Source organism: Oleiphilus messinensis (genome assembly GCF_002162375.1).
In the GTDB taxonomy this organism is placed as follows: domain Bacteria; phylum Pseudomonadota; class Gammaproteobacteria; order Pseudomonadales; family Oleiphilaceae; genus Oleiphilus; species Oleiphilus messinensis.
The window spans coordinates 2,843,137-2,868,851 of record NZ_CP021425.1; the positions used below are offsets into that span (position 1 = coordinate 2,843,137).

At 48.6% G+C, this 25,715-nt stretch carries 25 protein-coding genes; 19 read left to right on the top strand and 6 right to left on the bottom strand.

Going from position 1 to position 25,715, the window contains the following annotated elements:
- Positions 1-23 precede the first annotated feature (23 nt).
- From OLMES_RS12495 to OLMES_RS12505, 3 genes are all read right to left on the bottom strand, one after another.
- Positions 24-677 carry a lytic transglycosylase domain-containing protein gene (locus tag OLMES_RS12495; RefSeq protein WP_232465327.1) on the bottom strand — a complete coding sequence of 218 codons (654 nt, stop codon included), beginning with the start codon at positions 675-677 and terminating at the stop codon, positions 24-26.
- Positions 664-1,530, bottom strand: a complete 867-nt coding sequence (locus tag OLMES_RS12500; protein WP_087461561.1) for a GGDEF domain-containing protein — start codon at positions 1,528-1,530, stop codon at positions 664-666. Before OLMES_RS12500 ends, OLMES_RS12495 begins: the two co-directional genes overlap by 14 nt.
- Before the next feature lie 216 nt (positions 1,531-1,746).
- On the bottom strand, positions 1,747-3,459 hold the full coding sequence (locus OLMES_RS12505) for a proline--tRNA ligase (RefSeq protein WP_087461562.1): 1,713 nt from the start codon (positions 3,457-3,459) through the stop codon (positions 1,747-1,749).
- Positions 3,460-3,740: 281 nt separating this feature from the next.
- Here OLMES_RS12505 and OLMES_RS12510 point away from each other — a divergent pair, with 281 nt between their 5' ends.
- Positions 3,741-5,291, top strand: a complete 1,551-nt coding sequence (locus OLMES_RS12510; protein WP_087461563.1) for a hypothetical protein — start codon at positions 3,741-3,743, stop codon at positions 5,289-5,291.
- Between the two features lie 155 nt (positions 5,292-5,446).
- A complete protein-coding gene (locus tag OLMES_RS12515) occupies positions 5,447-6,166 on the top strand; it encodes a TetR/AcrR family transcriptional regulator (protein WP_087461564.1) in 720 nt (239 codons plus the stop codon).
- A gap of 224 nt (positions 6,167-6,390) precedes the next feature.
- Here the strand turns inward: OLMES_RS12515 and xseA are convergent, their stop codons facing one another.
- Entirely contained in the window at positions 6,391-7,854 is a 1,464-nt protein-coding gene (gene xseA, locus OLMES_RS12520; RefSeq protein ID WP_087461565.1) for an exodeoxyribonuclease VII large subunit, read from the bottom strand.
- Between the two features lie 141 nt (positions 7,855-7,995).
- On the opposite strand from xseA, the gene guaB reads away from it, so the two are divergent.
- From guaB to OLMES_RS12545, 5 genes are all read left to right on the top strand, one after another.
- Positions 7,996-9,465 carry an IMP dehydrogenase gene (gene guaB, locus OLMES_RS12525; protein ID WP_087461566.1) on the top strand — a complete coding sequence of 490 codons (1,470 nt, stop codon included), beginning with the start codon at positions 7,996-7,998 and terminating at the stop codon, positions 9,463-9,465.
- Positions 9,466-9,569: 104 nt separating this feature from the next.
- On the top strand, positions 9,570-11,147 hold the full coding sequence (gene guaA / locus OLMES_RS12530; RefSeq protein WP_087461567.1) for a glutamine-hydrolyzing GMP synthase: 1,578 nt from the start codon (positions 9,570-9,572) through the stop codon (positions 11,145-11,147).
- 1 nt (position 11,148) lies between these two features.
- On the top strand, positions 11,149-11,661 hold the full coding sequence (tadA, locus tag OLMES_RS12535; protein ID WP_332454936.1) for a tRNA adenosine(34) deaminase TadA: 513 nt from the start codon (positions 11,149-11,151) through the stop codon (positions 11,659-11,661).
- Positions 11,662-11,708: 47 nt separating this feature from the next.
- A complete protein-coding gene (gene galE / locus OLMES_RS12540) occupies positions 11,709-12,695 on the top strand; it encodes a UDP-glucose 4-epimerase GalE (RefSeq protein ID WP_087461568.1) in 987 nt (328 codons plus the stop codon).
- 42 nt (positions 12,696-12,737) lie between these two features.
- The gene (locus tag OLMES_RS12545; RefSeq protein WP_087461569.1) at positions 12,738-13,160 is read left to right on the top strand and encodes an HIT domain-containing protein; all 423 of its coding nucleotides are present in this window, start codon (positions 12,738-12,740) and stop codon (positions 13,158-13,160) included.
- Here the strand turns inward: OLMES_RS12545 and fabR are convergent.
- Both fabR and OLMES_RS12555 read right to left on the bottom strand, forming a co-directional pair.
- Positions 13,153-13,791 carry an HTH-type transcriptional repressor FabR gene (fabR, locus tag OLMES_RS12550; protein WP_087461570.1) on the bottom strand — a complete coding sequence of 213 codons (639 nt, stop codon included), beginning with the start codon at positions 13,789-13,791 and terminating at the stop codon, positions 13,153-13,155. The two genes, OLMES_RS12545 and fabR, sit on opposite strands and share 8 nt — an antisense overlap.
- A gap of 141 nt (positions 13,792-13,932) precedes the next feature.
- Positions 13,933-15,093: an HD domain-containing phosphohydrolase gene (locus tag OLMES_RS12555; protein WP_087461571.1), complete on the bottom strand. Its 1,161-nt coding sequence runs from the start codon at positions 15,091-15,093 to the stop codon at positions 13,933-13,935.
- Positions 15,094-15,378: 285 nt separating this feature from the next.
- On the opposite strand from OLMES_RS12555, the gene OLMES_RS12560 reads away from it, so the two are divergent.
- The 12 genes from OLMES_RS12560 to pal all read left to right on the top strand — a co-directional run bounded on the left by OLMES_RS12560 (position 15,379) and on the right by pal (position 25,380).
- On the top strand, positions 15,379-15,633 hold the full coding sequence (locus OLMES_RS12560) for an FmdB family zinc ribbon protein (RefSeq protein WP_087461572.1): 255 nt from the start codon (positions 15,379-15,381) through the stop codon (positions 15,631-15,633).
- Positions 15,634-15,733: 100 nt separating this feature from the next.
- On the top strand, positions 15,734-17,512 hold the full coding sequence (aspS, locus tag OLMES_RS12565; protein ID WP_087461573.1) for an aspartate--tRNA ligase: 1,779 nt from the start codon (positions 15,734-15,736) through the stop codon (positions 17,510-17,512).
- 138 nt (positions 17,513-17,650) lie between these two features.
- The gene (locus OLMES_RS12570) at positions 17,651-18,400 is read left to right on the top strand and encodes a YebC/PmpR family DNA-binding transcriptional regulator (RefSeq protein ID WP_087461574.1); all 750 of its coding nucleotides are present in this window, start codon (positions 17,651-17,653) and stop codon (positions 18,398-18,400) included.
- Positions 18,397-18,936 (top strand): crossover junction endodeoxyribonuclease RuvC, encoded by a 540-nt coding sequence (ruvC, locus tag OLMES_RS12575; protein ID WP_232465328.1) that lies wholly within the window; start codon positions 18,397-18,399, stop codon positions 18,934-18,936. The genes OLMES_RS12570 and ruvC overlap by 4 nt, the downstream gene beginning before the upstream one ends.
- A 12-nt stretch (positions 18,937-18,948) precedes the next feature.
- Complete coding sequence (gene ruvA / locus OLMES_RS12580; RefSeq protein ID WP_087461575.1) at positions 18,949-19,569, top strand: Holliday junction branch migration protein RuvA; 621 nt, start codon at positions 18,949-18,951, stop codon at positions 19,567-19,569.
- A 147-nt stretch (positions 19,570-19,716) separates the two neighbouring features.
- Entirely contained in the window at positions 19,717-20,736 is a 1,020-nt protein-coding gene (gene ruvB / locus OLMES_RS12585; protein ID WP_087461576.1) for a Holliday junction branch migration DNA helicase RuvB, read from the top strand.
- Positions 20,737-20,766: 30 nt separating this feature from the next.
- Positions 20,767-21,201 (top strand): YbgC/FadM family acyl-CoA thioesterase, encoded by a 435-nt coding sequence (locus tag OLMES_RS12590; protein ID WP_087461577.1) that lies wholly within the window; start codon positions 20,767-20,769, stop codon positions 21,199-21,201.
- 101 nt (positions 21,202-21,302) lie between these two features.
- Positions 21,303-21,977 (top strand): protein TolQ, encoded by a 675-nt coding sequence (gene tolQ / locus OLMES_RS12595; protein WP_198343321.1) that lies wholly within the window; start codon positions 21,303-21,305, stop codon positions 21,975-21,977.
- Positions 21,978-22,013: 36 nt separating this feature from the next.
- Positions 22,014-22,442 carry a protein TolR gene (gene tolR / locus OLMES_RS12600; protein WP_198343322.1) on the top strand — a complete coding sequence of 143 codons (429 nt, stop codon included), beginning with the start codon at positions 22,014-22,016 and terminating at the stop codon, positions 22,440-22,442.
- Positions 22,443-22,460: 18 nt separating this feature from the next.
- Positions 22,461-23,438: a cell envelope integrity protein TolA gene (gene tolA, locus OLMES_RS12605; protein ID WP_157678287.1), complete on the top strand. Its 978-nt coding sequence runs from the start codon at positions 22,461-22,463 to the stop codon at positions 23,436-23,438.
- A gap of 27 nt (positions 23,439-23,465) precedes the next feature.
- Complete coding sequence (gene tolB, locus OLMES_RS12610; protein WP_198343323.1) at positions 23,466-24,773, top strand: Tol-Pal system beta propeller repeat protein TolB; 1,308 nt, start codon at positions 23,466-23,468, stop codon at positions 24,771-24,773.
- A gap of 58 nt (positions 24,774-24,831) precedes the next feature.
- On the top strand, positions 24,832-25,380 hold the full coding sequence (gene pal / locus OLMES_RS12615; RefSeq protein WP_232465329.1) for a peptidoglycan-associated lipoprotein Pal: 549 nt from the start codon (positions 24,832-24,834) through the stop codon (positions 25,378-25,380).
- Positions 25,381-25,715: the final 335 nt, after the last annotated feature.

A 25,715-nucleotide genomic window follows, 5' to 3' on the forward strand; every position in this document is an offset into this window, starting at 1 on the left:
CTGGAATTTGAATTGCCCCGGAGTCAGTAATTCACAAACCAGTTTTTTTCCCATGCATTCATTACTTTCTCGGGATACCAGGTTTTCCCCAGGCTACCATTGTAGCGGGCCAGGGCACGGGTTAAATTGCCTTTTTCTTTATCGATGTAATGTTTAAGAATGGTGCAGCCATAGCGCAGGTTGGTTTGTACTTGGGTCAAGTTATCCTCTGATCGACCAATTTCTTTTTTCCAGAATGGCATCACCTGCATCAGGCCTTGAGCGCCTACACGAGAGATTGCAAACCGGTTAAAGTGGCTTTCGATCTCAATGACCGCAAGAACCAGTTCAGGCTCGACTCCAGCGCGGTTGGCCTCTCTGTGGATGAGCTCCAGCCACTCCAGGCGTTGCTTTGGGGATTTGACAAATTTTTCCAGGCGAGTGGACATGTCTACCAGCCAGACTTCGGCATCGTAACGATCTGCAAATGATTGATTGTCTGTTATGGTGTTTTTCAGCAAGTCCCTGAGTTCAGCATCGAAGAGCTGTTGCCCGGCGAGTGAGTTGATACTGGAGAAGAGGCTGATTAGAAAAGCGAAACAGAGTAAGGGCGAGAGCGACAAGTGACGTTCGCCTTTGTTGCACGCACTTGAATTTGCCAGAGCCAGCCCCGGGGTTGTGCGCTTAGAATAACTCAAGCTCGCCACCGAATGAGTTTGAGTCGTCGATGATCCCAGCCTCAATCAATTTGCGAAATACAGATACTTGATTTCTTCCGGTATCTTTAGAGTAGTACAGCGCCTGATCAGCTTCGGCAATGGTGCTGGTCAGCCCTTTGGACGGGAAAATCTGGGTTAGCCCGGCGCTAATGGTAACCCGGCCTATCTGAGGAAAATTCCGGGACTCAACAGCGATTCTGAAGCGATCAACGACCATTTCGGCTGTTATCAGATCTGCGTCATTCAGTACAATGATGAATTCTTCTCCTCCGTATCGGAATAACCAATCTTCAGCCCGAAAGGCTTCCTGCATCATATTGGCAAGCAGAATAAGTATTTCATCCCCGTATAGATGGCCATAGGTATCGTTGATTTTCTTGAAGTGGTCAACATCCAGGATGGCCATTGCCCGTCGTTCATCTTTTTTACGATGGTGCTTTCTGGGTCCGAACAAGCGCTGCATTCGCTCATCGAAAGCAGTGCGGTTCAGCAGTCGGGTCAGCATGTCCTGGGTGCTGCGATAGATGTGATGATACTGGTTGCTATAGACTTCCAGGAGTTCTTGTAAGCTCTGGGTATCCGCTAACTCAGCGTTATTCGAAATCAGTAACTTGGCAACCATGCCGGATCCGCGGGCGATATCCAGTACCACATCGGCGGAAGACAGGTTTTCGGACGTGAGGTTATTGGGGTCGTGGATTGAAACGCTTTCGGCTGCGAGCATTTCTTTGACGGCTTGTGTAAACGCCTCGTCCAAATGAAAAACATCTTTTTGCCGTGTCAAATCGACCAAATATCGGCAGCGGCAATCATCTTTTTTTGTTTTTCGCATGTTTATTTATAAAGTGCTGGGTTGTTTCAGGGCTAGCCTGTAGTAATCATTAATTGGTTTTGTTTAGTGTGTCCGGACGCCTAAAGTATAAACCTACTTTTACTATTTTGCTGTGAATGGCATTGTAATAGAGCGTCAAAAAGCCGGGAAACCTGAAATAGATCACCCTGCCGAAGTGAGCAGGGTGGAGTTAACCGCGGGGGAATCTTCTGCTGATTATGATTCCAGTTTCTGGTTTAGGTATGTGATTGCTTCATCAACAGCAATGTCTTGGGATTCGCTGTCCTGGCGGCCTTTGTATTCAAGTGTGCCTTGCTTTAGCCCACGTTCACTAATCACTACTCGATGTGGAATGCCAATGAGCTCCATGTCGGCAAATTTTACACCGGGTCTCTCATTGCGATCGTCCAACAATACATCAACGCCCATTTCAGTAAAGCGGTTGTACAATTCCTCTGCTTTTTGCGCAACAACTTCAGATTTGTGCATATTCAGTGGTACTAAAACGAGACTGAAAGGCGCGATCGATGCGGGCCAGATGATCCCGTTGTCATCATGGTTCTGTTCAATTGAGGATGCGACAATGCGCGATACACCAATACCATAGCACCCCATTTCCATGATGACCGCCTTGCCATTTTCATCCAGAACTGATGCGTTCATCGCGGCGCTGTATTTATTTCCCAATTTAAATATGTGGCCGACTTCAATGCCTCGTTTGATTTCCAACGTTCCTTTACCATCAGGGCTTAAATCACCTTCCAGTACGTTTCGGATGTCTTCTATTCGGGTGGGTGTGCAATCCCGCTCCCAGTTTACGCCGGTGAGGTGCATGTGATCCTCATTTGCTCCGCATACAAAATCCCCAAGTACGGCGGCAGACCGGTCCACAATGACCTCAATGCCCAATCCGACCGGCCCGATTGAGCCTGGCTCTGCGCCGCAAGCGGCTTTGATTTCAGCGTCACTTGCGAACTGCAATGGTTCTGCCACGCTGGTGAGCTTTTCGGCTTTTATTTCATTGAGCGTATGATCGCCCCGCAAAACCAGAGCGACCAGCGTATTTTCCTCTTCACCGTGGACGATAAGGGTTTTAATCGTTTGTTGCGGGCTAACTTTCAGGAATGTTGAAACCGCCTCGATGGTTTTTTGTTCTGGTGTGGCGACTTTCATCATGTCTTGTGTCGCTGCGGGCCGTTCAGTGGTTTCGGGTATCGCCGCAGCCAACTCGATATTGGCGGCAAAGTCACTTTCATTGCTGAACGCAATCGCATCTTCACCGGATTGAGCCAGAACGTGAAACTCGTGTGATGAGTTCCCGCCAATGCTGCCCGAGTCAGCCTGAACCGCCCGGAATTCGAGGCCCAGTCGGGTGAAAATGTTGTGGTATGTTTGGTACATAATCTGGTAAGTATCATCCAGGGAGCTGGTGCTCGCATGGAAAGAGTAGGCATCTTTCATGAGGAATTCGCGGGCACGCATCAAACCGAAACGTGGGCGGCGCTCATCCCGGAATTTAGTCTGAATCTGGTAGAAGTTGGCCGGTAGCTGTTTGTAACTTTTGAGCTCATTCCGAATCAGGTCGGTAATCACCTCTTCATGGGTCGGGCCAACGCAGAAATCCCGCTCATGGCGATCTTTGAGGCGAAGCAATTCCGAGCCGTATTGAAACCAGCGACCGGATTCTTCCCAGAGCTCAGCAGGCTGCACTGCAGGCATCAAAACTTCCTGAGCACCGGATTTATCCATCTCGGTCCGCACGATGGCCTCTACTTTTCTCAAGACACGTAAGCCCATCGGTAACCAAGTATACAATCCTGAGGCGAGTTTTCTGATCATGCCTGCTCTAAGCATGAGCTGATGGCTCACGACTTCAGCATCAGCAGGAGTTTCCTTCAAGGTTGCGATAAGGTATTGGCTTGCACGCATAGTCCGGTTTCCAGTCCTGAATGTTAAACTTTATAGGTTCGTTTGTGTGTCGCAGTGTAAAGGCTTGACATTCTACGCCCTAAGGGAGATTTGGCAAAGTCCATGGGCGAAGACTTAAGGAATTATTGAGCATATTGTATCTATTCTGTACAATTTTAGTGTTTTTTCGTGTAGAGTATTTGCTCAAGCGTTACAGGCGCTGTTAAAAACAATCCTCAGGGAAACGCATTTAACCCACCGGGTAGTGCGGCTGATACAATAAAAACAATGATTTTAGCATTATGAGTGTAAATAAAAGGCTTCAAAATGGTATAGTTTCGTCGCTGTTGAAATCGAGTGTGCTGATCATTGCGGGGGCTGCTTTTGTTGGATGCAGTGCCCAGATGTGGTCAGTTAAAGATGAAAACAGTACCAAAAATGACCCTGGTCTGGTCAATCCGCCACCGGCGTTGCCGGTTAGTCCGCCAAAGCCGGTTCTGACTGTAAATGCCACCCAGGATGCAGTGGATATTTCATCTGTGCTGGAGGGTTATAGATTCAGTCGGCAATTGCTGCCGGGTAAAACCACCATCGCTTTTGTCATCGCGTATGATCCATCCGATGAGTTCCATGTACCCTGGTTTGTTGCTCCCGAGCAGGATCTTGAGACGGAAGTGATTCTGATTGATCCGGCGCGCCAGTTGGTTTCTTTGGGTGTTCAATCTGTGGACACCCGCTGCGAGAAGCACGAAATAAGTGAGCGCAAGGCGATAGCGGATTATTCTGTCTGCTCAAGCCAGTTCTCAATCTTTTCAAATTCCGAAAAAGAATCTTCGAAAACAGTCAAAACAGATGTCTATCGTATGGCGTTGGTCGCCCGCCAGCTTAATCTGACGGAGCGTGCCCGGGATTGGCTGGAGCGGGGTGATGAAGCGCTTGATGTCACTTCAAGAGAAACCGCGATCCGCAGCTTGAATCGCTTGGCCGCACGATATCAGGGGCGGCTTGAACGGCTTCAGGATAACTATATTAATGGTTATATCGAGCGTGCAACTTCGAGTCTGGATATCGAGCGCAAGATTTCAGATCGATCCGGATATTTTAATTATGATGTACGTTGGGATGATCAGGTAGAGTTAATCCCCGAGCGCGTCGTTAAACGGAGTTTCGATTTCAAAACGTTAATTAACCCGTTGAAAACTGCTGCATCACTCGGGGAATCGATTCACCCCATTGTCAAAGTCATTCAGCGTCGGATAGAGCAGAATTACGATACTGAGCGGAAGGGGCTATTACGCTACCTTCGGGATGCGACTGCCAAGTACACGGTAGTTTGCAGTCATTCTCCTTATATTGGCGATTATCAGGTCAATATCAAATGTCCCGGAGCGGTCAATGCCAATGCATCACCGTTACGGTTGCCAATTAGCTATGAAGTGGTCGCACGTCGATTCGGTGTCATGTTACCCCGGTTTGCGATGCATAACTCCGATTTAGGGATGGAGTTGGATGAATTTGAGCTGACGCTCAAAAACCATTCAAACCGAAAGGTTCGTATCGGGACTGTATCGATCAGTGCAAATCGTGTCCAGCAGAACTTGAACTTGGGGGCAGGTGCGCAGAGTATCGAGTTGTCACCCAGAGAGGAGCGAAGTTTCGATATCCGGCCTTTATTAACAAAAGAGGTTGAGCAGACTTTGTACGTTTCATATGTGCAAAATCGGAAGGCGGTACGTGATCATATGAAGTTTGGTGCTGAGATTTCCTATTTGCCCTCTGATGAAGTCAAGCATCAGAAACTTGAACGGGTATTGAATTACAATCTGGATCAAGTCCTCGTCAGCAAATATTAGGGTCTGTTGAGTTTCATATTTAACCTCTGTTGAGCCTGAAATTTGCTCAATCAAGAAACCAGGAGAGTGGGTTTTAGTTGCTTAGGTGTGTAATAAATCGTCGTGTTCAACAGGCCCTGATGCGGGATAAGTAGAATCAAGGAAAAACTCGAGTGATGACAGCAGTAAAAAATGACAACGTTGAAACGATTAAAACCAAGCAGGATGCAGTGGATGAAGGACGGGATGTTCAGGAAAGTGGAGCAAGTCTGATTCGTAAACCTAAAGTTGCTCCCCGTCGTATTCCCGTACAAGCCAGGAGTCGCGAGCGGGTCAGTACGATATTGAAAGTGACGGCTGAAGTGATTCAGGAAGTAGGGGTTGATCGAGCCAAAACATCAGAGATAGCCCGACGAGCGGGCATGTCTTTGGCGTCACTGTATCGTTATTTTCCAAACAAGTCAGCAATCATCAAGGCATTGGCTGAGCAGCATATCGTAAAGTTGAATGAACACTTGACTGAAACCATGCTAGAGCTGGATATGGAATCCGGCTTTGATCGACTAATAGATGGCTATGCCCATTTTTATCGTCATGAACCAGGGTACAAGGAAATCTGGTCCGGAGTTGAGGCGATGCCGGAATTGCAGCAACTGGACTTGGGGGAGTTGTACGATAATGCTCACGTCATTTCAAAAAGAGCTTCTCAGATGTTTCCTCATATTGAAAACAAGCGTATGTGGGTGATTTGTGTCATGTTGCCCAGAAGTTGTGGGGCGATTCTGAGGTTGATGATGAATATGGATGAAGCGGAAGCGGATATCATGTTGACCGAGCTGAAAGCAATGGTTCGCGCTTACATTACTCACAGTTTAGGTGGCATTCAAGCGGTGTAATGGGGGAATGCTTGCTTAATGCCAAAGTTAGACCATAATAAATGGCAGTGATGGCCGGTTTTCGTGATCCGCACAGACCAGCCATCGTTTATCAGACGTGCCATTCATCTTTGTGTTGTTCCATGCTTGTGCCGGTTGGTGTTATAAATCGGGCTCGCTCAGGGACGAGTTTATTGTCAGGGCGTTGTTAGTTGTACCCTGATTTTTCTCTTTGAATTCCTGTTTCACCGGTTATCTATTTTCAAAACCTGCATCTGTGCCTGACCATCTTTCAACCGAGCCGTCAGTCGGTCACCTACCGAGATTTTTTTCACTGAATCCACTACGTGCTCTTCTGTCGTCTGTTTGTTCAGTAAAATCGTAAAGCCTCTATCCAGTGTGTTCAGCGGGCTGAGGGTATTCAGGTTGCGGCCCAGGCTGGCTAATATTTGCTGTTTCAGGTGGATTTGCCTGGTTGTAGAGAGGGTAAGGCGCGATTTTATCTCACTGCATTTTTGATTGAGCTCGGAAATTTTTCGTTTTGGGTTCTGGGTGCTTAGTCGTTGCACTTGATTGCTGTGTTGTTTTGCGAGGCCCTGAAGCAAGCGCCCTTGAGCGCTGGTCAAGCGACTCATCAGGTCATCGGCCCATTGGTATTGTTCTTCAATGTAGTTTTTGGGTGTCTTGAGGCGTGCAGCCAAGGCTTCCGACATTTGTCTGGCATGAGTGATCTGGCCTGACATTATCTTTTCCAGTCGATCACTGAATTGCATTGTCGACTGGAGCAGATGTTCCTGGTCTGGTGTGATGCTCTCTGCCGCAGCGGAGGGGGTTGGGGCCCGGTAATCCGCTACGAAATCCGAGATCGTGAAATCTACTTCATGGCCCACTGCACTGACGACCGGCAGTGTGCTGGCAAAAATTGCGCGAGCCACAATTTCTTCATTAAAAGGCCAGAGGTCTTCCAGAGACCCTCCGCCTCGCCCGAGAAGAATCAAATCAAGCGGGTCTTGGTTAAAAAACGGGTGGTGGTTTGCCATATTTAGCGCGTTTACGATTTCGGTGGCAGCTTCTTTCCCTTGAACGGCAACCGGTAGCAAGGTAACGCGAAGTCCGGGGAAGCGGCGATTTACGACAGATAGAATGTCATGTATGGCAGCCCCGGTTGGAGACGTAATGACCGCAATATGTTTCGGCATCGAGGGCAAAGGGGATTTGTGAGCCTGCTCGAACAAGCCTTCCCCATGCAGTTTGGTCTTGAGTTGTTCAAACTGTCGTTGCAGTTCGCCTTCACCTGCATGTTGTAAAGCCTCGACCACAAGCTGAAAGTCACCCCGGCTTTCGTAAATCGTAGCTTTGGCGAGTACCACGATTTGGTCACCCTCCCGGGGTAATCGCTTCACCTGGAGGTTGCGGCTTTTAAACATCGCACAGCGCACCTGGGAGCGAGCATCTTTAAGCGTAAAATACCAATGGCCTGACGATGGTCGACTGAAATTCGAAATTTCGCCAGTAATCCAGATTTGCATGAAGCTGACCTCGAGCAATTGCTTGGCCATTCTTACAAATTGGGCGATCGGTACCGGTTGGCTCGGGCTCTGTCCACCGTTACTCGCTGTATGTTGTGGGGTCGTGCTTTGAACCGGTGGGGTTGCGCCGCTGTTTGCGTGCGTGCCTGAGGTATTTGGGTACTTTGGATACAATGTCATTGGATTTGTAATCGTCGTGCCGTGGCTTCGTCTGTATTTAGCAAATGGATGTTTAGAAAGTTTAGCTATATGTATGGTTTACTGGCATCTTCAAGCGAACTATAATGTCGCGTTAATCTTAGCAAGTAAAAGGCGAATCACATGCTGCGTATCGCACAAGAAGCGCTTACCTTTGATGATGTTCTGTTGATCCCCGGATACTCTGACGTCCTTCCCAAAGATGTAGTACTGAAAACTCAGCTGACCAAAGGTATTCAGCTGAATATTCCTCTTCTCTCATCTGCGATGGATACCGTTACCGAATCCGGTCTGGCAATCGCCATGGCTCAAGAAGGTGGCATAGGGATAATACATAAAAATATGTCCATTGAAAATCAGGCAGCACAGGTACGTGCCGTGAAAAAGTTTGAAAGCGGTGTGGTGAAAGATCCGATTACCGTTACGCCTGATACCTCTGTACGTGAGTTGTTGGACATTACTTTTGCCAACAAAATTTCGGGCTTGCCAGTTGTGGATGGTAAAGATCTGGTGGGTATCGTCACAGGGCGTGACATTCGCTTTGAGGGCCGTCTGGAAACAAAAGTTTCAGAGATAATGACACCAAAGGAAAAGCTTGTTACGGTCAAGGAAGGTACCGATCTCGAGACGGTTAAAAATCTGCTACACAAACACCGCATTGAAAAGGTGTTGGTGGTCAATACTGATTTCGAGCTGAAGGGACTGATTACTGTTAAGGATATCCAGAAGTCGCAGGATTTTCCGAATGCTTGTAAAGATGAGCAAGGGCGTTTGCGTGTCGGTGCGGCAGTGGGTACCGGAGCGGAAACCCCGGACAGAATTACCGCGCTGGTCAATGCCGGAGTGGATGTAATCGTGGTGGATACAGCCCATGGCCACTCCAAAGGGGTAATTGATCGAGTTCGCTGGGTTAAGGAAAGCTTTCCTGAAGTGCAGGTTATCGGGGGCAACATTGCAACTGCAGATGCAGCGCTGGCGTTGGCGGAAGCCGGCGCGGATGCGGTAAAAGTTGGCATTGGTCCCGGTTCAATCTGTACTACACGGATTGTGGCTGGTATTGGTGTACCTCAAATCTCTGCAGTAGCTAATGTTGCCGAGGCACTTAAACCGCACGGTGTTCCCGTGATTGCTGATGGTGGAATTCGCTTTTCGGGTGATATTGCGAAGGCGGTTGCAGCAGGAGCGCACTCTGTGATGATCGGTAGCTTGCTCGCTGGAACCGATGAAGCGCCAGGTGAAGTTGAGCTGTACCAAGGGCGAACGTATAAGTCGTACCGCGGTATGGGCTCACTTGGTGCCATGTCGGGTACTCAAGGGTCAAGTGACCGCTATTTTCAGGATGCCAGTGCGGGTGCTGAAAAACTCGTTCCCGAAGGTATTGAGGGCCGAGTTGCCTGTAAAGGGCCGATGACCAATATCGTTCATCAGTTGCTGGGCGGTTTGCGTGCCAGTATGGGTTATACCGGTAGCAAAAATATCGATGAAATGCGTACCAAGCCTCAGTTCACCCGGATCACCAATGCCGGAATGAAAGAGAGTCACGTACACGATGTAACCATTACTAAGGAGGCGCCAAACTACCGGGTCAGTTAAGCGCTGATTTTGACGGTATAAAATGGTCGTCCTCATGCACCACCCAAATTGGGGGCCAAAGCGCCCCCATTTTTCGTTTTAATTTGTCGGAGCTTTTCTCACCTATGTCCCAGAATATACATGAACATCGATTGCTCATTCTTGATTTCGGATCTCAATACACCCAGTTGATCGCCCGACGGGTACGAGAGATTGGCGTGTATTGTGAGATCAGAGCATTTGACATCAGCCGGGAAGATTTCGATGAATTTGCACCTAAAGGTGTAGTCCTGGCTGGCGGGCCTGAGTCGGTGACCGAAATGGATAGCCCGCGCGCGCCGGAGTTTATTTTCGACTGTGGTTTGCCGGTACTCGGCATCTGCTACGGTATGCAGACGATGGCGGAGCAATTAGGCGGTAAAGTTGCGAGTTCCGACAAACGTGAATTTGGTTATGCCCAGGTGGCGGTACAAACTGCCTCGCCGTTGTTCGAGGATATTGCGGACCACGTTAATGAACAGGGTCAGGCTTTGCTTGACGTCTGGATGAGCCATGGGGACAAGGTTATTGGTCTGCCAGAAGGGTTTGAGTTGGTCGCCGGTACGGACAGTGCCCCTGTGTCTGCCATGCAAAACAAGGATCGTCAGCTGTTCGGTGTGCAATTCCATCCTGAAGTAACTCATACGCTGCAAGGCAAGCGAATTCTGGAGCGTTTTGTCATGACGCTCTGTGGTTGTGAAGCGCTCTGGACACCCGCCAAGATTGTTGAGGATGCGATTGCAACGATCCGTAAACAGGTTGGTTCCGACAAGGTATTGTTGGGACTCTCCGGTGGTGTTGATTCCAGTGTGACCGCTGCACTCTTGCACCGAGCAATAGGTGATCAGTTGACCTGTGTGTTTGTTGATAATGGCTTGTTACGTTTGGAAGAAGGTGATCAGGTCATGGAAATGTTTGCCAAAAATATGGGGGTGAAGGTTATTCGTGCTGATGCCGAAGACCAATTCCTCGGGAAGCTGGCAGGCGTAAATGATCCCGAACAGAAGCGTAAGATTATCGGTAACACGTTTATCGACGTATTCGATGACCAGGCTGCACAAATCAAAGACGTAAACTGGCTGGCACAAGGCACCATTTATCCTGATGTGATCGAGTCTGCAGCCGCTAAAACAGGCAAGGCGCATGTGATCAAATCACATCACAATGTGGGCGGATTGCCGGAAGACATGAAGCTGAAACTGGTTGAACCGCTTCGTGAATTGTTCAAGGATGAGGTTCGAAAAATTGGCCTGGAATTGGGGCTGCCCTATGATATGGTGTATCGCCATCCTTTCCCGGGCCCGGGGTTGGGGGTCAGAATACTGGGTGAAGTCAAGAAAGAGTATGCCGATATATTGCGTCAGGCCGATGCGATTTTCATCGAAGAGTTGCATCGTGCCGACTGGTACCACAAAGTCAGCCAGGCTTTCGCTGTTTTCTTGCCCGTTAAATCGGTTGGTGTAGTTGGTGATGCGCGCCGCTACGAATATGTTGTCGCGATTCGGGCGGTTGAAACCGTAGACTTTATGACGGCTCGCTGGGCGCATTTACCATATGACCTGTTGGAAACCGTATCGAATCGAATTATTAATGAGATTTCCGGTGTTTCACGGGTGACTTACGATATTTCCTCCAAGCCGCCTGCGACAATTGAGTGGGAATAACTTGATAGCACGCAGCATTGAAGAGCATGAGCGCTGGATGTCTGAAGCGCTCGAGCTCGCGAAGCTTGCTGAGCGGGCTGATGAGGTTCCCGTCGGGGCTGTTGTTGTCAGGGGGGATGAAATCATCGGACGAGGTTACAATCGCCCGATTTCAGGTCATGACCCTACAGCTCATGCGGAAATCATGGCCATTCGCGAAGCGGCCAGCCAAATTGGCAATTACCGACTTGTGGATTGTCAGATGTATGTTACTTTGGAGCCCTGTACGATGTGCGTCGGGGCGATTGTGCATGCGCGAATTAATTTACTGGTGTTTGGTGCAACTGAGCCCAAGTCCGGTGCGGTCGTCAGTCAGAATCGTTTATTCGAGCATGCTGCTTTCAATCATCGTGTTGAATACCTCGGCGGTGTACTGGCTGAGACCAGTGCAAATCTGATTTCAGGTTTTTTTGCGCGGCGCAGAGAAGAAAAGAAGTTGTCGCGAGGACTGAAAAAGCAAGACCCAAGGATATAGTGCATTACCGAAAGAAATAATCATATCTCAAGGCAGGAGTGGCAGTGATGAAGGTATTGGTAACTGGGGGGGCGGGATATATTGGTAGTCATGTTGTGCGTCAGTTGGGCGAAGCAGGCTATGATGTCGTCGTTTATGATAATCTGTCCACGGGATACAAATGGGCGGTTACCCATGGTGAGTTGGTGGTTGGTGATTTAGCCGATGTTGATGCATTGGCTGCTCTGTTCAGTGCACACACATTTGATGGTGTGTTGCATTTTGCGGCCAATATAGTCGTTCCGGAATCCGTCGAAAACCCGCTTAAATACTATTCAAACAATACTCGAAATACACTCAATTTATTAATGCAAGTTCAGGCTCATCGCGTGCCCCATATGGTGTTCTCATCCACCGCTGCAGTATACGGTATGCCTGAACTGAAAGTGATTTCAGAGTCCGCTCTGCTCAGTCCAATCAACCCTTACGGTGCATCTAAAATGATGAGCGAAAGGATGATAACAGATCTGGCTGCAGCATCCGGCTTGAAATATACCATTCTTCGCTATTTCAACGTCGCAGGTGCCGATGTTGAAGGGCGAATCGGTCAGGCGACTCCGGAGGCGACTCATTTGATCAAAGTTGCTTGTGAGTGTGCAACCGGGCAGCGCGAAGGGATGAAGGTCTTCGGAACCGATTACGATACGCGGGATGGTACCTGTATTCGGGATTATATTCATGTTGATGATTTGGCGAGCGCGCATATCAAGGCGCTGGAGCATATGGCCAATGGTGGCGGCTCGAATATTCTCAATTGTGGCTACGGGCGCGGGTTTACGGTTACAGAAGTTATTGATGTTGTGAAGCGGGTTTCCGGTGTGGACTTTCCTGTTGAGCTTACCGGTCGCCGGGAGGGTGATCCAGATGCATTGATGGCAGATAATGCCCTGATCAAAGGCACTCTGAGCTGGGAGCCGCAGTTTGATGATCTGGAATTGATTGTGCGTTCCGCGCTGGAATGGGAGAAAAAATGGCTGGCAAAACGATCGGCCTGATCCACTGAAAATCGACCCGGCCCATTAAATAAAGGTAGATATATGTTTGAACTGGATGAGCGCTTGGCAAAAGATACGATCAAATTGGCATCGTGGCCGCTATGCGAAGTACTCTTGATGAATGACCGGCACTATCCGTGGTTTATTCTGGTGCCCAGAGTTCCGCAAATCAGCGAGCTTTATCATCTGGATGCTGAGCAACAAAAGCAGTTTCAAGAAGAGTCCAACCGGTTGTCAATGCATATCATGAAGCAGTTCGCCGGATACAAACTGAATGTTGCGGCACTGGGTAATGTTGTCAGGCAGTTGCATATCCATCATATTGTTCGGTTCGAGTCAGATGTTGCCTGGCCCGGTCCCGTATGGGGTAAAGTTCCATCCGAGCCATATACTGAGGAAGAACTGGCTTCAATTCAAAGTGGTGCCAAGGCCTGGCTATCGCTACCTCTTTTTTCCGCTAGATAGCAGTGGTTGTTTCTCTCAAGGCCTGATTGTGCATGACTTCGGCACCCAGCAAGATCATGCGCAATTGCAGTTTCATGTTTTCTTTCAGTCTTAATTTTTCTTTCGTTGTGCAATCCAGCGCTTCCGCCCCTTGATTGAAAACAATGCTGACCATGGCTTCGGCGACCAGTCGTGCGTCCAGCACCGGGCTCTTTTTGTCTTCGGCAAATTTCGCCAGGTCTTCAGCCAGCTCTGAGACGAAGTGGTCAATTTCCGCATGAATTGCTGTTCTGAATTGTTTGGATACCCCGGTTTTCTCGCGAAGCAACAAACGGAAAAGATTCTCGTTGTTGGTCAGATACTCCATGAAAGTTTCAACTGATGTGTTAACAGCGCTGCCGTGCTTCTGAATGCGTTTTCGAGCTTGTCGCATCAGCTGTCGCAGTGTGACTCCGGCTTCATCAACAAGTGCCAGGCCGAGCTCATCAAGTTCATTGAAATGGCGATAGAACGAAGTGGGGGCGATACCGGCTTCCCGAGCGACTTCACGCAAGCTCAGGCTGGCAAAGCCCCGGTCAGCGCTTAGCTGTTGCAGTGCGGCATCCATGAGTGCTCTTCGGGTTTTCTGCTTTTGTTCTGCGCGGGTTGACACGTTTAGTATTCCTTTTAGCTTGGGGCCTGAGCCCAAGGCTTATTGTGACCGGAGTGGTAGCTCAGGCGCGTAATGATAACGTGCATTGATAAAAAAATCGAAACAATGTGCAGATGTTTGTTGCTGTGAATTGGTTTGTATCTAAACCAGTCCTCGGGCGTGCAGCATTTTGATCACTGAATTGAAAATTTCGATCCAGTAAGGTGAAAATTGAGAGCCGGACAGGCTGTTTATTTCGAGCACTGCACGAATGAAAGGTCTTTTAACGCGCGATGTATGGGCGCGTTCATGGGTGATGGCATCGTACGCATCGATGATGGCGAGGACTTTTGCGCCATGGCATATGTGTTCATCAGACAAGCCTTCGGGGTATCCCATACCGTCAAAATGCTCGTGATGTTGCAGGACCATTTCTGCTGCTTCCGCCCATCTATTCATGTTTTTCAGTAGCTGGTGACTGGAAATGGCATGGTTTTGAACGATTTTCCGTTCATCGGCGTTGTAGACGGTGCTCTTGTGTAGAATATCCAAAGGCAGGAAAGCCATCGATATGTCGTGCATGATGACTGCAGTGGTTAATTGTGTAGAATTGATGGGGTTTCCAGCTTTATGGTTCATGCTCAAGGCGATCAACAGGAGCCTGAAACTCCGGCCGGACCAATACGTTGAGCGCGCTTCCAAAGGTTTCATCAGGCTGAAGAAGAATGCAATATCGTCATCGATGGTTACCTGGTGGGCCAGAAGTAACTTCTCTATTTTCCCCAGGCTGGTATCCAGGTGAACCAATTCCGGGTGTGTGTCTTCCTGATTTGTAGATGGATCGCTCAAGGCGAGCGTGCTGGGATCGAGTTCCAGAATTATCGAGTGCAGGCGTGCTTCCCTTGATTTATCGTCACAAGTCGCCACGCTGGCAATCAACTGGCTCAGATGATCCAGGGACGACTCGGTGGTGCCTGAATCGTCCCCGCCAGAAAGCTCGGCAATCAGTTCTTTAGTGCGATCCAGTGAAAGTAATACAACATCGCTGATTTCCCGGGTAAAACCAAACTCTTCGTTGCGCACGGCGGATAGAATGTCTTCAACACTTTGTAGTAGTGGCACGAGAATTTGAAAGCCGATAAAGGTCAGATTGCCTTTTATCGTATGAACAGACCTGAAAAGTTTATGCAGAAGTTCCTCGTCGGCAGGATGCTTTTCCAGCTCAACAAGTGTGTTCTCGGAAAATTCGTGGGCCTCCTCGAACTCAACCATAAAGTCATCCAAAAGGTTGGGGTCGTAATTGGGAGGGGCAGGGAGGGCCATGATTTAGATACCGCTCTGATCAATATGTGTACATCTAAGCCTAGCAGAATCAAAACTGATTTCGAGTGTGATTTGATTGGAGGTTAACGTTGTGGCAATTGTTGTTCTATTGCTTGATGGATGTCGGGCTTGGTAAGTCCGGGTTTAAAGTGCAGAAGAAAAACTGATTTTCACTAAAAATATGTTTATAATGTCGCGCTTTTTAAGGCGGTTTTAAGTTGTGCCAGATGAACGGGCGCTGCCTTTGGCTCTATTGATAAGATTTTTCAGGTGAGGTTGGTCCATATGCCGATTTATGAGTATGTGTGCAAAAGTTGTGACTTTCAAAAAGATGTATTGCAAAAGCTAAGTGATGCGCCCTTGACTGATTGTCCTCAGTGTTCCGAGCCTGCGTTTACGAAGAAAATCTCAGCAGCGGGCTTCAGATTGAAGGGTGGTGGTTGGTACGAAACTGATTTTAAAACCGGTAAAAAGAAAAATCTTGCCGGTGAAAATAAAGCGGACTCCTCCACCAAAAAGACAGAGTCCACGGGCAGCTGAGACGCTCTGGGAATTCGCTCAAGCGCGTAGCAGGTCGAACTGTAATTAAACGCGCTGTAAAAAAGTTCAATACATTACAAAACAAAGTACAGGATATATCATGCGCAGCCATTATTGCGGTGGATTAAACGAAGCACACATAGATCAGGAAGTAACCCTTTGTGGTTGGGTACATAAACGTCGGGATCACGGCGGTGTTATTTTTTTGGATTTGCGGGATCGCGACGGTATCGCCCAGGTTGTGGTTGACCCGGATACTCCGGAGGCGTTCAAATTAGCTGATTCTGCCCGTAGTGAATATGTTATTCAGCTGAAAGGGCGCGTAAGACGTCGTCCATCCGGCACTGAAAATTCAGATATGTCCACCGGTATGGTGGAAGTGCTGGGTAAAGAGTTGGTGATTTTGAATAAAGCGGAGACACCACCTTTCCCGCTGGATGATTATGTTGATGTAGGTGAAGATGTTCGTCTTCGCTATCGTTTTATGGATTTGCGTCGCCCTGAAATGCTCAACAAGCTGCGTTTTCGTTCCAAGGTGACCAGTTATATCCGCAATTTTCTTGATGGTCAGGGCTTTCTGGACGTTGAGACACCTATTTTGACCCGGGCGACGCCGGAAGGCGCGCGGGATTATCTGGTGCCCAGTCGTACCCATCAGGGAAGTTTTTTCGCGTTGCCGCAGTCACCTCAGCTGTTCAAGCAGCTTTTGATGGTTTCCGGTTTTGACCGTTATTATCAAATAGCCAAGTGTTTCCGTGATGAAGATCTTCGTGCTGACAGGCAGCCAGAATTCACCCAGGTTGATATCGAAAGCTCATTCATTGATGAAAATACCTTAATGGGTATTATGGAGCAGATGGTTCGAGAAATGTTCCATGATTTGCTGGATGTTGAATTGCCCACTTTCCCGCGCATGCCCTATGCCGAAGCCATGTCCCGATACGGTAGTGACAAGCCTGATTTGCGGATACCGTTGGAGTTGGTGGATGTTGCGGATCTGGTTAAAGACGTTGACTTCAAGGTGTTCTCCGGTCCGGCGAATGACGCAAAAGGGCGTGTTGCCGCATTGTTGGTGCCTGGTGCCGCTGAAAAATTGAGTCGTAAGCAGATTGATGAATACACCAAGTATGTAGGCATCTACGGTGCCCGTGGTCTGGCGTGGATCAAAGTGAATAGCCTGGAACAAGGTGCAGAAGGTCTGCAATCGCCGATCGTCAAGTTCCTGGGTGAAGATGTTGCCATGTCAATTATGGCACGTCTCGGTGCTAAGGATGGTGATATTGTGTTCTTCGGTGCGGATAAAACCCGAGTTGTTTGTGAGGCACTGGGTGCGCTGCGTATCAAAGTCGGGCATGATCTCGAGATGCTGGAGAAAACATGGGCACCGCTTTGGGTGGTTGATTTCCCGATGTTTGAAGATGATGACAAGGGCGGTCTTACTGCGATTCACCACCCATTCACCGCTCCTTCTTGTTCGCCGGAAGAGTTGGAAGCCAACCCTGAAGCCGCATTATCTCGTGCTTATGATATGGTCCTGAACGGTACCGAATTGGGTGGTGGTTCGATCCGTATCCATGATCCGGTTATGCAGAAAACTGTATTCCGTATTCTTGGAATTGATGATGAGGAAGCTCAGAACAAATTCGGCTTCCTTCTGGATGCATTAAAATTCGGTTGTCCTCCTCACGGCGGGCTTGCATTTGGCCTGGATCGTCTGATCATGCTGTTGACTGGAGCGTCATCGATCCGTGAAGTTATTGCCTTCCCGAAAACCCAGAGTGCAACCTGTATGTTGACTCAGGCTCCGGGTGAAGTTGATGACAAGCAGTTGAAAGAGCTTAGCATTCGCGTTCGTAAACAGGATAGCGACGCATCCTGAATTGCTGATGCCTGAACAAAAGGGAGCTTATGCTCCCTTTTGTTTTAGGGTCTGCTTTTTTGCAGTTCACCACACAAAGTATCCATGGTAAGTTAATACTCAAACATAAAGACTCATATCAGTAGGCTGGAGATTACAATGGCCGGACATAGTAAATGGGCGAATATCAAGCACCGGAAAGCCGCTCAGGACGCCAAGCGCGGTAAGGTTTTTACAAAAGTAATCCGGGAAATTGTTGTTGCCGCGAGAGCGGGCGGTGGGGTTATTGAAGATAATCCTCGTTTAAGGGCGGCAGTTGATAAGGCTTTGGGCGCAAATATGAAGCGCGACACCATAGACAAGGCCATCGCACGAGGTGCTGGCGGAAACGATGGTGATAACTACGATGAGCTGACTTATGAAGGTTATGGCCCCGGTGGAGTGGCTATTCTCGTGGAGGCAATGACTGACAATCGAAACCGGACTGTTGCTGAAGTGAGGCATGCATTCAGCAAGGCTGGCGGAAATCTTGGTACAGACGGTTCTGTCGCTTACTTGTTTGAGAAAAAGGGGGTACTTCAGTTTGCCCCGGGTACTGATGAAGAGACAGTAATGGAAGCTGCACTTGAGGCGGGTGCGGAAGACGTGTTGACCAGCGATGATGGTTCAATTGAGGTGATCACCCTGCCGGAAGCCTTTGGTGCTGTTAAAGATGGGTTGCAAGCGGCCAACTTGACGCCAGAATCCAGTGAGGTGACGATGGTGCCATCCAACGAGGTGGCGTTGGATGTGGATATGGCAGAAAAAGTATTGCGATTGGTAGATGCCCTTGAAGATCTGGATGATGTCCAAAACGTTTATTCTAATTCAAGTATTTCGCCAGAAGTGCTTGAGGCTTTGAACGCTTGAGTCATCCCATTGGATCGCAAATTATCCTGGGCATAGACCCAGGCTCGAGGATCACCGGTTATGGGGTGATCCAATTCTTCAGCGGGAAGCCCAGGTACCTCGCAAGCGGCTGTATTCGTTTGGGTGACCGGTCTTTGCCGGATCGCCTCAAAATCCTTTATGACGGCCTCACTGAAATCATTTCTTGGTACAAGCCTTCTGAAATGGCCATTGAACAGGTTTTCGTCGCCAAGAATCCGGATTCTGCACTTAAGTTGGGGCAGGCCAGGGGCGTGGCGATTGTAGCGGCTGCCAATCATGAACTCGAGGTGTTCGAGTATGCTGCCCGCAATATAAAACAGTCTGTCGTGGGGAAGGGGAGTGCGGAGAAATCACAGGTTCAACATATGGTTATGGCCATTTTAGGTCTGGAGCAAAAACCTCAGGTGGATGCCGCAGACGGTCTGGCTGTTGCGCTTTGCCATGCGAATACGACATCAAATCTCATTAAAATATCCGGTGGTGCTCGTGTAAGGCGAGGCAGGATAGTGACGTAGTAAGGCTTCGACATGATAGGTAGAATTCAGGGAGAGCTCCTGGGGAAGTATGGCAATACGGTGCTAATTGATGTGCGCGGTATTGGCTATGAGGTTGATGCACCGCTAAGTGTATTGTGCGAGCTGCCAGGTAAAGGGGGGGGCGTTACGCTCTATACCCATTTTGTGGTGCGTGAAGATGCGCAGCAACTTTACGGCTTTATGTCACTGCAGGATCGTGACTTTTTTCGATTGTTAATAAAGGTTAATGGCGTTGGGCCTAAAATGGCGGTTACTATAATGTCAGGCATGTCAGTTTTAGAGCTCGCTGATTGCTTTATGCGTGAGGATGTCACTCAGCTTGTTAAATTACCTGGTGTTGGAAAAAAAACGGCAGAGCGTCTGGTTATCGAGATGAAAGACAAGCTAAAGCAGCTTTCGTTGTCAGGCAGTATTGGCGAGCAGGATTTGTTGAGTGCAGAGCAGCAACCTCTGAACGATTATAAAGCCCGACAAAGCGAGGCGGAAGCAGCATTGCTGGCGTTGGGTTATAAACCGGCTGAAGCGAAGAAAGCGATAGCAGCTGTGGCAAGTGAGGGGCTCTCAGTCGAGCAAATTATCCGAGATGCGTTGAAAGGCATGGTAAAAGGGTGACGATGTCGCTATGATTGTTCCATCGCTGCCACCCGTAATCAGTGAGTGGTCAGGGGCGGGACTTCGCATTGGCAGCTTGGCCCGGTTATCTGTACTCCTCCTGAGAACCTAACCTTAAACTTCAATGATTTCAGAAATGATCTGTCCATGATAGAAGCTGACAGAATAGTATCTTCACAAGTTACTCTCCCAGACGAAAAATTCGATCGTGCGGTCCGCCCGGAACGGTTAGCGGATTATGTTGGTCAGCCCTCGGTATGCCAGCAAATGGAAATTTTTATCGAGGCAGCTCGACGGCGCTCAGAAGCGCTGGATCATACTTTGATCTTTGGTCCGCCAGGATTGGGCAAAACAACCTTGGCGAACATTATCGCGAACGAAATGGGTTCATCCATTAAAACAACATCAGGACCTGTTCTGGAAAGGGCGGGAGATCTGGCTGCGTTGCTGACAAACCTGGATGAAGGCGATGTTTTGTTCATTGATGAAATTCATCGTTTGAATGCGGCAATCGAAGAAGTGTTGTATCCGGCGATGGAAGATTTCCAGCTCGATATTATGATCGGCGAGGGGCCTGCAGCCCGATCGATCAAGCTCGACTTACCGCCCTTTACGCTCGTGGGCGCTACAACGCGTGCGGGGCTGTTAACGTCCCCTCTGAGAGACCGCTTTGGCATCGTGCAACGACTGGAGTTCTACAGTACCCGGGATTTAACTCATATCGTGGCACGTTCAGCCGGGTTGATGGGCGTTTCAATCGAACCCTCCGGTGCTGAAGAGATTGCAAAAAGATCCAGAGGTACACCCCGAATCGCCAACAGGCTGTTACGAAGAGTTCGTGACTATGCGGAAGTGAAGGGCGATGGCAACGTTAATCAGGATAGTGCCAATGCGGCACTAAACATGCTTAAAGTGGATCACCGGGGATTTGATCATCTTGATCGCAGGTTGTTAAGCAGCATTATCGAGCGCTTCGATGGTGGCCCTGTGGGCATCGAAAGCCTTGCGGCCGCGATTAGTGAGGAGAAAGGAACAATCGAAGACGTATTGGAGCCTTTCTTAATCCAGCAGGGCTACATTATCAGAACACCCCGTGGACGGATGGTTACGGACTTGGCTTATCAGCATTTCGGCATAAAAGGGGCATCGGATGGCACGCTGCCCTGATCAACTTGAGCTGTGAGGAGCCCCTTTAGAATGAGTCCGTTTTCGTTGCCGATACGTGTCTACATAGAAGATACCGATGCGGGTGGAATCGTTTTTTATGCCAATTACCTGAAGTTTATGGAGCGCGCCCGGACTGAATTTGTGCGTAATCAGGGCGTGGCCCTGCGCCGAGAATTGGAAGGTGGTGTCAACTTTGTTGTGGCAAACGTCAATGTTAACTATTTACGGTCTGCTTTTCTGGATGATCTTCTCTTGGTGACGGCGGAAGTAAAGCAGCTGGCGCGAACCTATATGGTGTTTGGGCAAACCGTGCTGCGCTCTAACACGGAGCTGAGTCTGGATGGAGTTGATCCAAGCCATTGTGAGCTGCTGGTAAAGGGTGAAATAAAGGTAGCATGCGTTGATCAGGATACAGGTAAGCCAAGGCGGCTGCCAAAAATCCTGGAGCGCTGTTTAGTTTCTTAGCGCGACGGGTCGGCATTTGAATTGCCGTTAAAGGTAAACGTGGTGGTAAATAAAATTTAAATCGTTCATTAAGTAAGGAGAAATGCCGGGTGGAACACCAAATGTCCATATGGAGCTTAATCTCGGGCGCCAGCTTTATTGTGCAATTTGTGATGTTGCTGTTGTTTGCGGCTTCGGTCGTTTCGTGGTGGATTATATTTCAGCGCGCGAGTGTGTTCTCTGTAGCCCGTAAAAATATGCTCTCCTTTGAAGAAAAGTTCTGGTCAGGGATGGATTTGACCCAGTTGTTTCGTGATGTTTCTGCCAATCCCACAGCAAATAGCGGGCTTGAGGTGATTTTTCGAGCCGGTTTCAAGGAGTTTAATCGATTACGTCAGCAGTCCGGTGTTGATGCAGAAGTGATTCTGGAAGGCACCCAGCGCGCCATGCGCGTGGCCTTGTCACGGGAGTCCGATAAGCTCGATCAGCACCTGCCATTCCTGGCAACTGTTGGGTCAACCAGTCCTTATATCGGTCTGTTTGGAACGGTTTGGGGGATCATGAATTCGTTCCGGGGTCTCGCTCAGGAGCATCAAGCTACGCTCGCAACAGTGGCTCCTGGTATTTCCGAGGCGTTAGTGGCAACCGCTATGGGACTGTTTGCAGCAATACCCGCGGTAATCGCATACAACCGCTATTCCACCAAGGCAGACAGTCTGCTCAAATCTTATGAAACATTCGCGGAAGAGTTTTCCAGTATATTGCACCGTAAAGTGCACGCATCCAAAGCGTCGTAAACGACCTAACCGGACTCATGTTTCAGGTGTAATTCAATGAAAATGAATACCAAACGTCACCGTCCAATGTCAGACATTAATGTTGTTCCTTACATTGATGTTATGTTGGTGCTGTTGATTATTTTTATGGTTACGGCACCGATGTTAATGCAAGGGGTGCAGGTTGATCTGCCAAAAGTGGAGTCAGACCCTTTTCCTGTTGACAAGAATAAAGAACCGTTGATTGTCAGCATCGATGCCAATGGAGCTTATTATCTTGAATTGGGCGATCAAGAGCGCTCCAAGACCCCGCTGGATTTGAGCCAGGTGTCCGATGCGGTTCAGAAAGTATTGGCGCAGAATCCGGGAATCGGAGTATTGGTTCGGGGGGATACCCATGTTGAATACGGCGCTATTGTTCGTCTGATGGGGGTTGTCCAGGATGCTGGCGCGCCCGGGGTCGGGCTGATCACAGAAAATCCCTGAAAAATGCAAAGGAATAGTGTGTCGCAAGCAAGCGAGAATATCAGTTATTTAAAATCGTTCCTGTTCTCGGCTGGTCTCCATCTGGTGCTAATCGTGGCGATTACATTGGGGTGGAAAATTAGTCTCGAACCCGATGAGATTGCCGCTCCAAAGCATATCAAGGCCGTGATCTTCGATGCTTCGATGCTGGAGGCGATGCGTAAACAAGTGCCACCGCCAGCTGAAGTAACCCTCCCCGTCAAGCCCGAAGAAAAGCGACCCGAGCCAAAAAAGCCTGAGGAAGATAAGCAAAAACTCCTCGAGCAGCAGAAAGCGCAAGAAAGGCAGAAGCAGGAAGCCGAACGCCAAAAAGCTCAGGAGAAAGCGCGCCAGGAGACTTTGCGAAAAGAGCAGGAAGCCATTCGGCTAAAGAAAGAAAAGGATGAAAAAGTACGCCAGGAAAAGTTAAAGAAAGAGCGCGAAGAAAAGGCGCGCCGTGAACAGGCACAGAAAGAAAAAGCCCGCCAGGAAAAAGAGCGTCAGGAGAAACTGGAGCGCGAGAGAGAAAAACAAGCGCTTGAAAAACGTCAGGAGCGTGAGCGTATGCTGGCGGAGCAGGCGCGCAAGGCTCGGGAAGACAGTCTAAAGCAAGCTGCGGAAGAGGCTGAAAAAGCCCGCAAAGCAGAGGAAGTTAGTCGAGCAATGGAGGCTCAGCGAATTGCAGAGGCGAGTTTGTTGGATCGTTATATGAGTCTGATTCAATCCCGAATCAGGCAGAAATGGTTCAAGCCAGCGAGTGCGGAACCCGGAATGCAGGTTTATTTGTCGATACGTCTATTACCGACAGGGGAGCTGGTTTCTGCTGAAGTGACACGTAGCAGTGGTAACCAGGCGTTTGATAATAGTGCGCTTAGTGCTGCTAACGCGATTCGAAACTATCCCGTGCCTGATGACTCTCGAGTATTTGAAAAGCATTTTCGAAAGTTCACGCTGATTTTTAATCCAAAGGAGCTATAGATTAAGAGGAGCTATAGATTAAGCGTTATGAAATCTAGTAAGCATATGTATCTTATTTTGTTCTGGTTACTGGCGAGTATCGCGCTGCCGGCTCGATCAGAGCTGACTATCGAAATAACTCAGGGCGCAGATTCTGCGGTACCAATTGCGGTTGTCCCGTTTAGAAATAATAGTGTTCGGGCTATTCCTGAGGATATATCGAAAATTATTTCTGACGATCTTATGCGCAGTGGCGAGTTTGAGCCGGTGCCTATAGGTCGAATGTTGAGTATGCCGTCCCGAGCCAATGAGGTGTTCTATCGCGAGTGGCGGCTATTGGGGCAGAATTATCTGGTAATAGGTGAAATTGATTTTTCATCCGCGCAGAATAAATACAACGTTCGATATGAATTATTTGATGTTAATCAGCAGCAACGGATTGATGGGCAGCTGTTTTCGTCCACTGAAAATAATCTACGCGCGTTGGCTCATCGTATCAGCGATGCGATTTATGAGAAAATCATCGGCATAAAAGGTCTGTTCTCGACCAAGATAGCTTATATTACGTTACAGAAAGGAAGTAGTGGGGCGCTTGAATACCGATTGCAAACAGCTGACGCAGACGGACACAATGCTAAAGTGTTGTTGAATACCAGCAAGCCGGTTCTTTCGCCCAGCTGGTCTCCAGATGCAAAGCAAATGGCCTATGTCTCTTTCGAAACAGGTCGTCCCGCGATCTATATTCAAGATATTGCCTCAGGTGCGCGTGAAATTGTGTCTTCCTTTAAAGGATTGAACGGTGCGCCTGCATTTTCTCCAGATGGTAAGAAACTTGCGTTAACCTTGTCCAAAGACGGTAACGCCGAGATTTATGTTATGGATCTCGCAAGCCGGTCACTGGACCGGTTGACCCGACATTTTGCAATCGATACCGAGCCAAGTTGGAGCGTTGATGGCCGTTCCATCGTGTTTACTTCAGACCGAAGCGGGAAGCCTCAGGTGTATCGAATGAATGTAAATGGCGGTACCCCTGAACGCTTGACCTTTGAGGGTAAATACAATGCCCGACCTCGATTCAGTAGCGATGGAAAACGGATCTTTTATGTTCACCAAAGAAATGGCGAATTTAACATTGCCGCACTAGACTTGGAGTCTGGAGAAAGTCGTGTTTTGACTCAAACGCCTCTGGACGAGTCTCCCAGTATTGCTCCCAATGGCCGGATGTTGATTTATGGAACGCAAAGAGGTAAAAGTGGTGTCTTGGCGGTTGTCTCTGTTGATGGCAGTACAAAATATTTTCTCCCATCCAAATTTGGAGACGTTCGCGAGCCGGCTTGGTCACCTTTTACTCGATAGAATGCGATTTGATTAGATAAGTAACCCTAAAAAAGTTAAGTAAGGATAGATGATGAAAATGATATCAAAGAAGAATGGCCTGGCACTTGCCCTTTCAATGGCAGTGTTAGCAGGTTGTAGTTCCACCTCTGAGCAACCGGGAACCGAAGTCGATACGCCTGCACAACAAAATACCGGTGCGACTACAGGACAACCGGGTGGTGATGGCGTTGATCAATCTGCATTGCCTAAAGGTCCGACTCAGCAAGAGATCTACGAACGTGAACAAGCTGCATTGCGCGAAATCAGAACCTTCTATTTTGAATTTGACCGTTCCGATATCAAGCCTGAGTTTCGTTTGCCGCTGATGGCCCATGCCCGCTTCCTGGCATCCAATCCTGGCATGAAAGTATTAATTGAAGGCCACTGTGATGAGCGCGGAACCAAAGAATACAACATGGCGTTGGGCGAGCGACGAGCCAAATCTTTGGAGCGTTTTCTGGTTGTAAATGGTGTTGCTTCGAACCAGATAGAGGTTTTGAGCTACGGTGAAGAGCAGCCAATGGACCCAGATCACACTGAAAATGCCTGGTCTAAGAACCGTCGTGGTGTCCTTGTTTATAAATAAGTATAGACCTTGCTCCACTGGCAGCTGCTTGAGTGGCTGCCAGAAGTTTGGCTCAACACTATCCCATCCAGTTCAAACCCTAGTTTCCAGCCATTATTTCGGATATCGTCTCCTTACAGCAACGCTTAAATGTGTCAGCAAATCTGAGTGATAGGTCATTTCTTTCGATCTCGCTGGTCATTTCCACATTTAAGATCCTAAACTGCACTTAAGATTCTAAACTGAGATGAATTGCTGTTTAACCGAGCCGTATAAATCAGTTGTTCTCATAAAATTTAACAAGTGAACCAATTCGGTTGGGCTCCATATGAATTATTTTTTCACTCTCATTTGTT

Excerpts from the sequence above, each read along its gene's own strand:
- OLMES_RS12500 (WP_087461561.1), bottom strand. The coding sequence starts at position 1,530 with ATGCGAAAAACAAAAAAAGATGATTGCCGCTGCCGATATTTGGTCGAT.
- OLMES_RS12505 (WP_087461562.1), bottom strand. The coding sequence starts at position 3,459 with ATGCGTGCAAGCCAATACCTTATCGCAACCTTGAAGGAAACTCCTGCT.
- OLMES_RS12510 (WP_087461563.1), top strand. The coding sequence starts at position 3,741 with ATGAGTGTAAATAAAAGGCTTCAAAATGGTATAGTTTCGTCGCTGTTG.
- OLMES_RS12515 (WP_087461564.1), top strand. The coding sequence starts at position 5,447 with ATGACAGCAGTAAAAAATGACAACGTTGAAACGATTAAAACCAAGCAG.
- xseA (WP_087461565.1), bottom strand. The coding sequence starts at position 7,854 with ATGACATTGTATCCAAAGTACCCAAATACCTCAGGCACGCACGCAAAC.
- guaB (WP_087461566.1), top strand. The coding sequence starts at position 7,996 with ATGCTGCGTATCGCACAAGAAGCGCTTACCTTTGATGATGTTCTGTTG.
- guaA (WP_087461567.1), top strand. The coding sequence starts at position 9,570 with ATGTCCCAGAATATACATGAACATCGATTGCTCATTCTTGATTTCGGA.
- galE (WP_087461568.1), top strand. The coding sequence starts at position 11,709 with ATGAAGGTATTGGTAACTGGGGGGGCGGGATATATTGGTAGTCATGTT.
- OLMES_RS12545 (WP_087461569.1), top strand. The coding sequence starts at position 12,738 with ATGTTTGAACTGGATGAGCGCTTGGCAAAAGATACGATCAAATTGGCA.
- OLMES_RS12555 (WP_087461571.1), bottom strand. The coding sequence starts at position 15,093 with ATGGCCCTCCCTGCCCCTCCCAATTACGACCCCAACCTTTTGGATGAC.
- OLMES_RS12560 (WP_087461572.1), top strand. The coding sequence starts at position 15,379 with ATGCCGATTTATGAGTATGTGTGCAAAAGTTGTGACTTTCAAAAAGAT.
- aspS (WP_087461573.1), top strand. The coding sequence starts at position 15,734 with ATGCGCAGCCATTATTGCGGTGGATTAAACGAAGCACACATAGATCAG.
- OLMES_RS12570 (WP_087461574.1), top strand. The coding sequence starts at position 17,651 with ATGGCCGGACATAGTAAATGGGCGAATATCAAGCACCGGAAAGCCGCT.
- ruvA (WP_087461575.1), top strand. The coding sequence starts at position 18,949 with ATGATAGGTAGAATTCAGGGAGAGCTCCTGGGGAAGTATGGCAATACG.
- ruvB (WP_087461576.1), top strand. The coding sequence starts at position 19,717 with ATGATAGAAGCTGACAGAATAGTATCTTCACAAGTTACTCTCCCAGAC.
- OLMES_RS12590 (WP_087461577.1), top strand. The coding sequence starts at position 20,767 with ATGAGTCCGTTTTCGTTGCCGATACGTGTCTACATAGAAGATACCGAT.
- tolQ (WP_198343321.1), top strand. The coding sequence starts at position 21,303 with ATGTCCATATGGAGCTTAATCTCGGGCGCCAGCTTTATTGTGCAATTT.
- tolR (WP_198343322.1), top strand. The coding sequence starts at position 22,014 with ATGAAAATGAATACCAAACGTCACCGTCCAATGTCAGACATTAATGTT.
- tolB (WP_198343323.1), top strand. The coding sequence starts at position 23,466 with ATGAAATCTAGTAAGCATATGTATCTTATTTTGTTCTGGTTACTGGCG.
- pal (WP_232465329.1), top strand. The coding sequence starts at position 24,832 with ATGATATCAAAGAAGAATGGCCTGGCACTTGCCCTTTCAATGGCAGTG.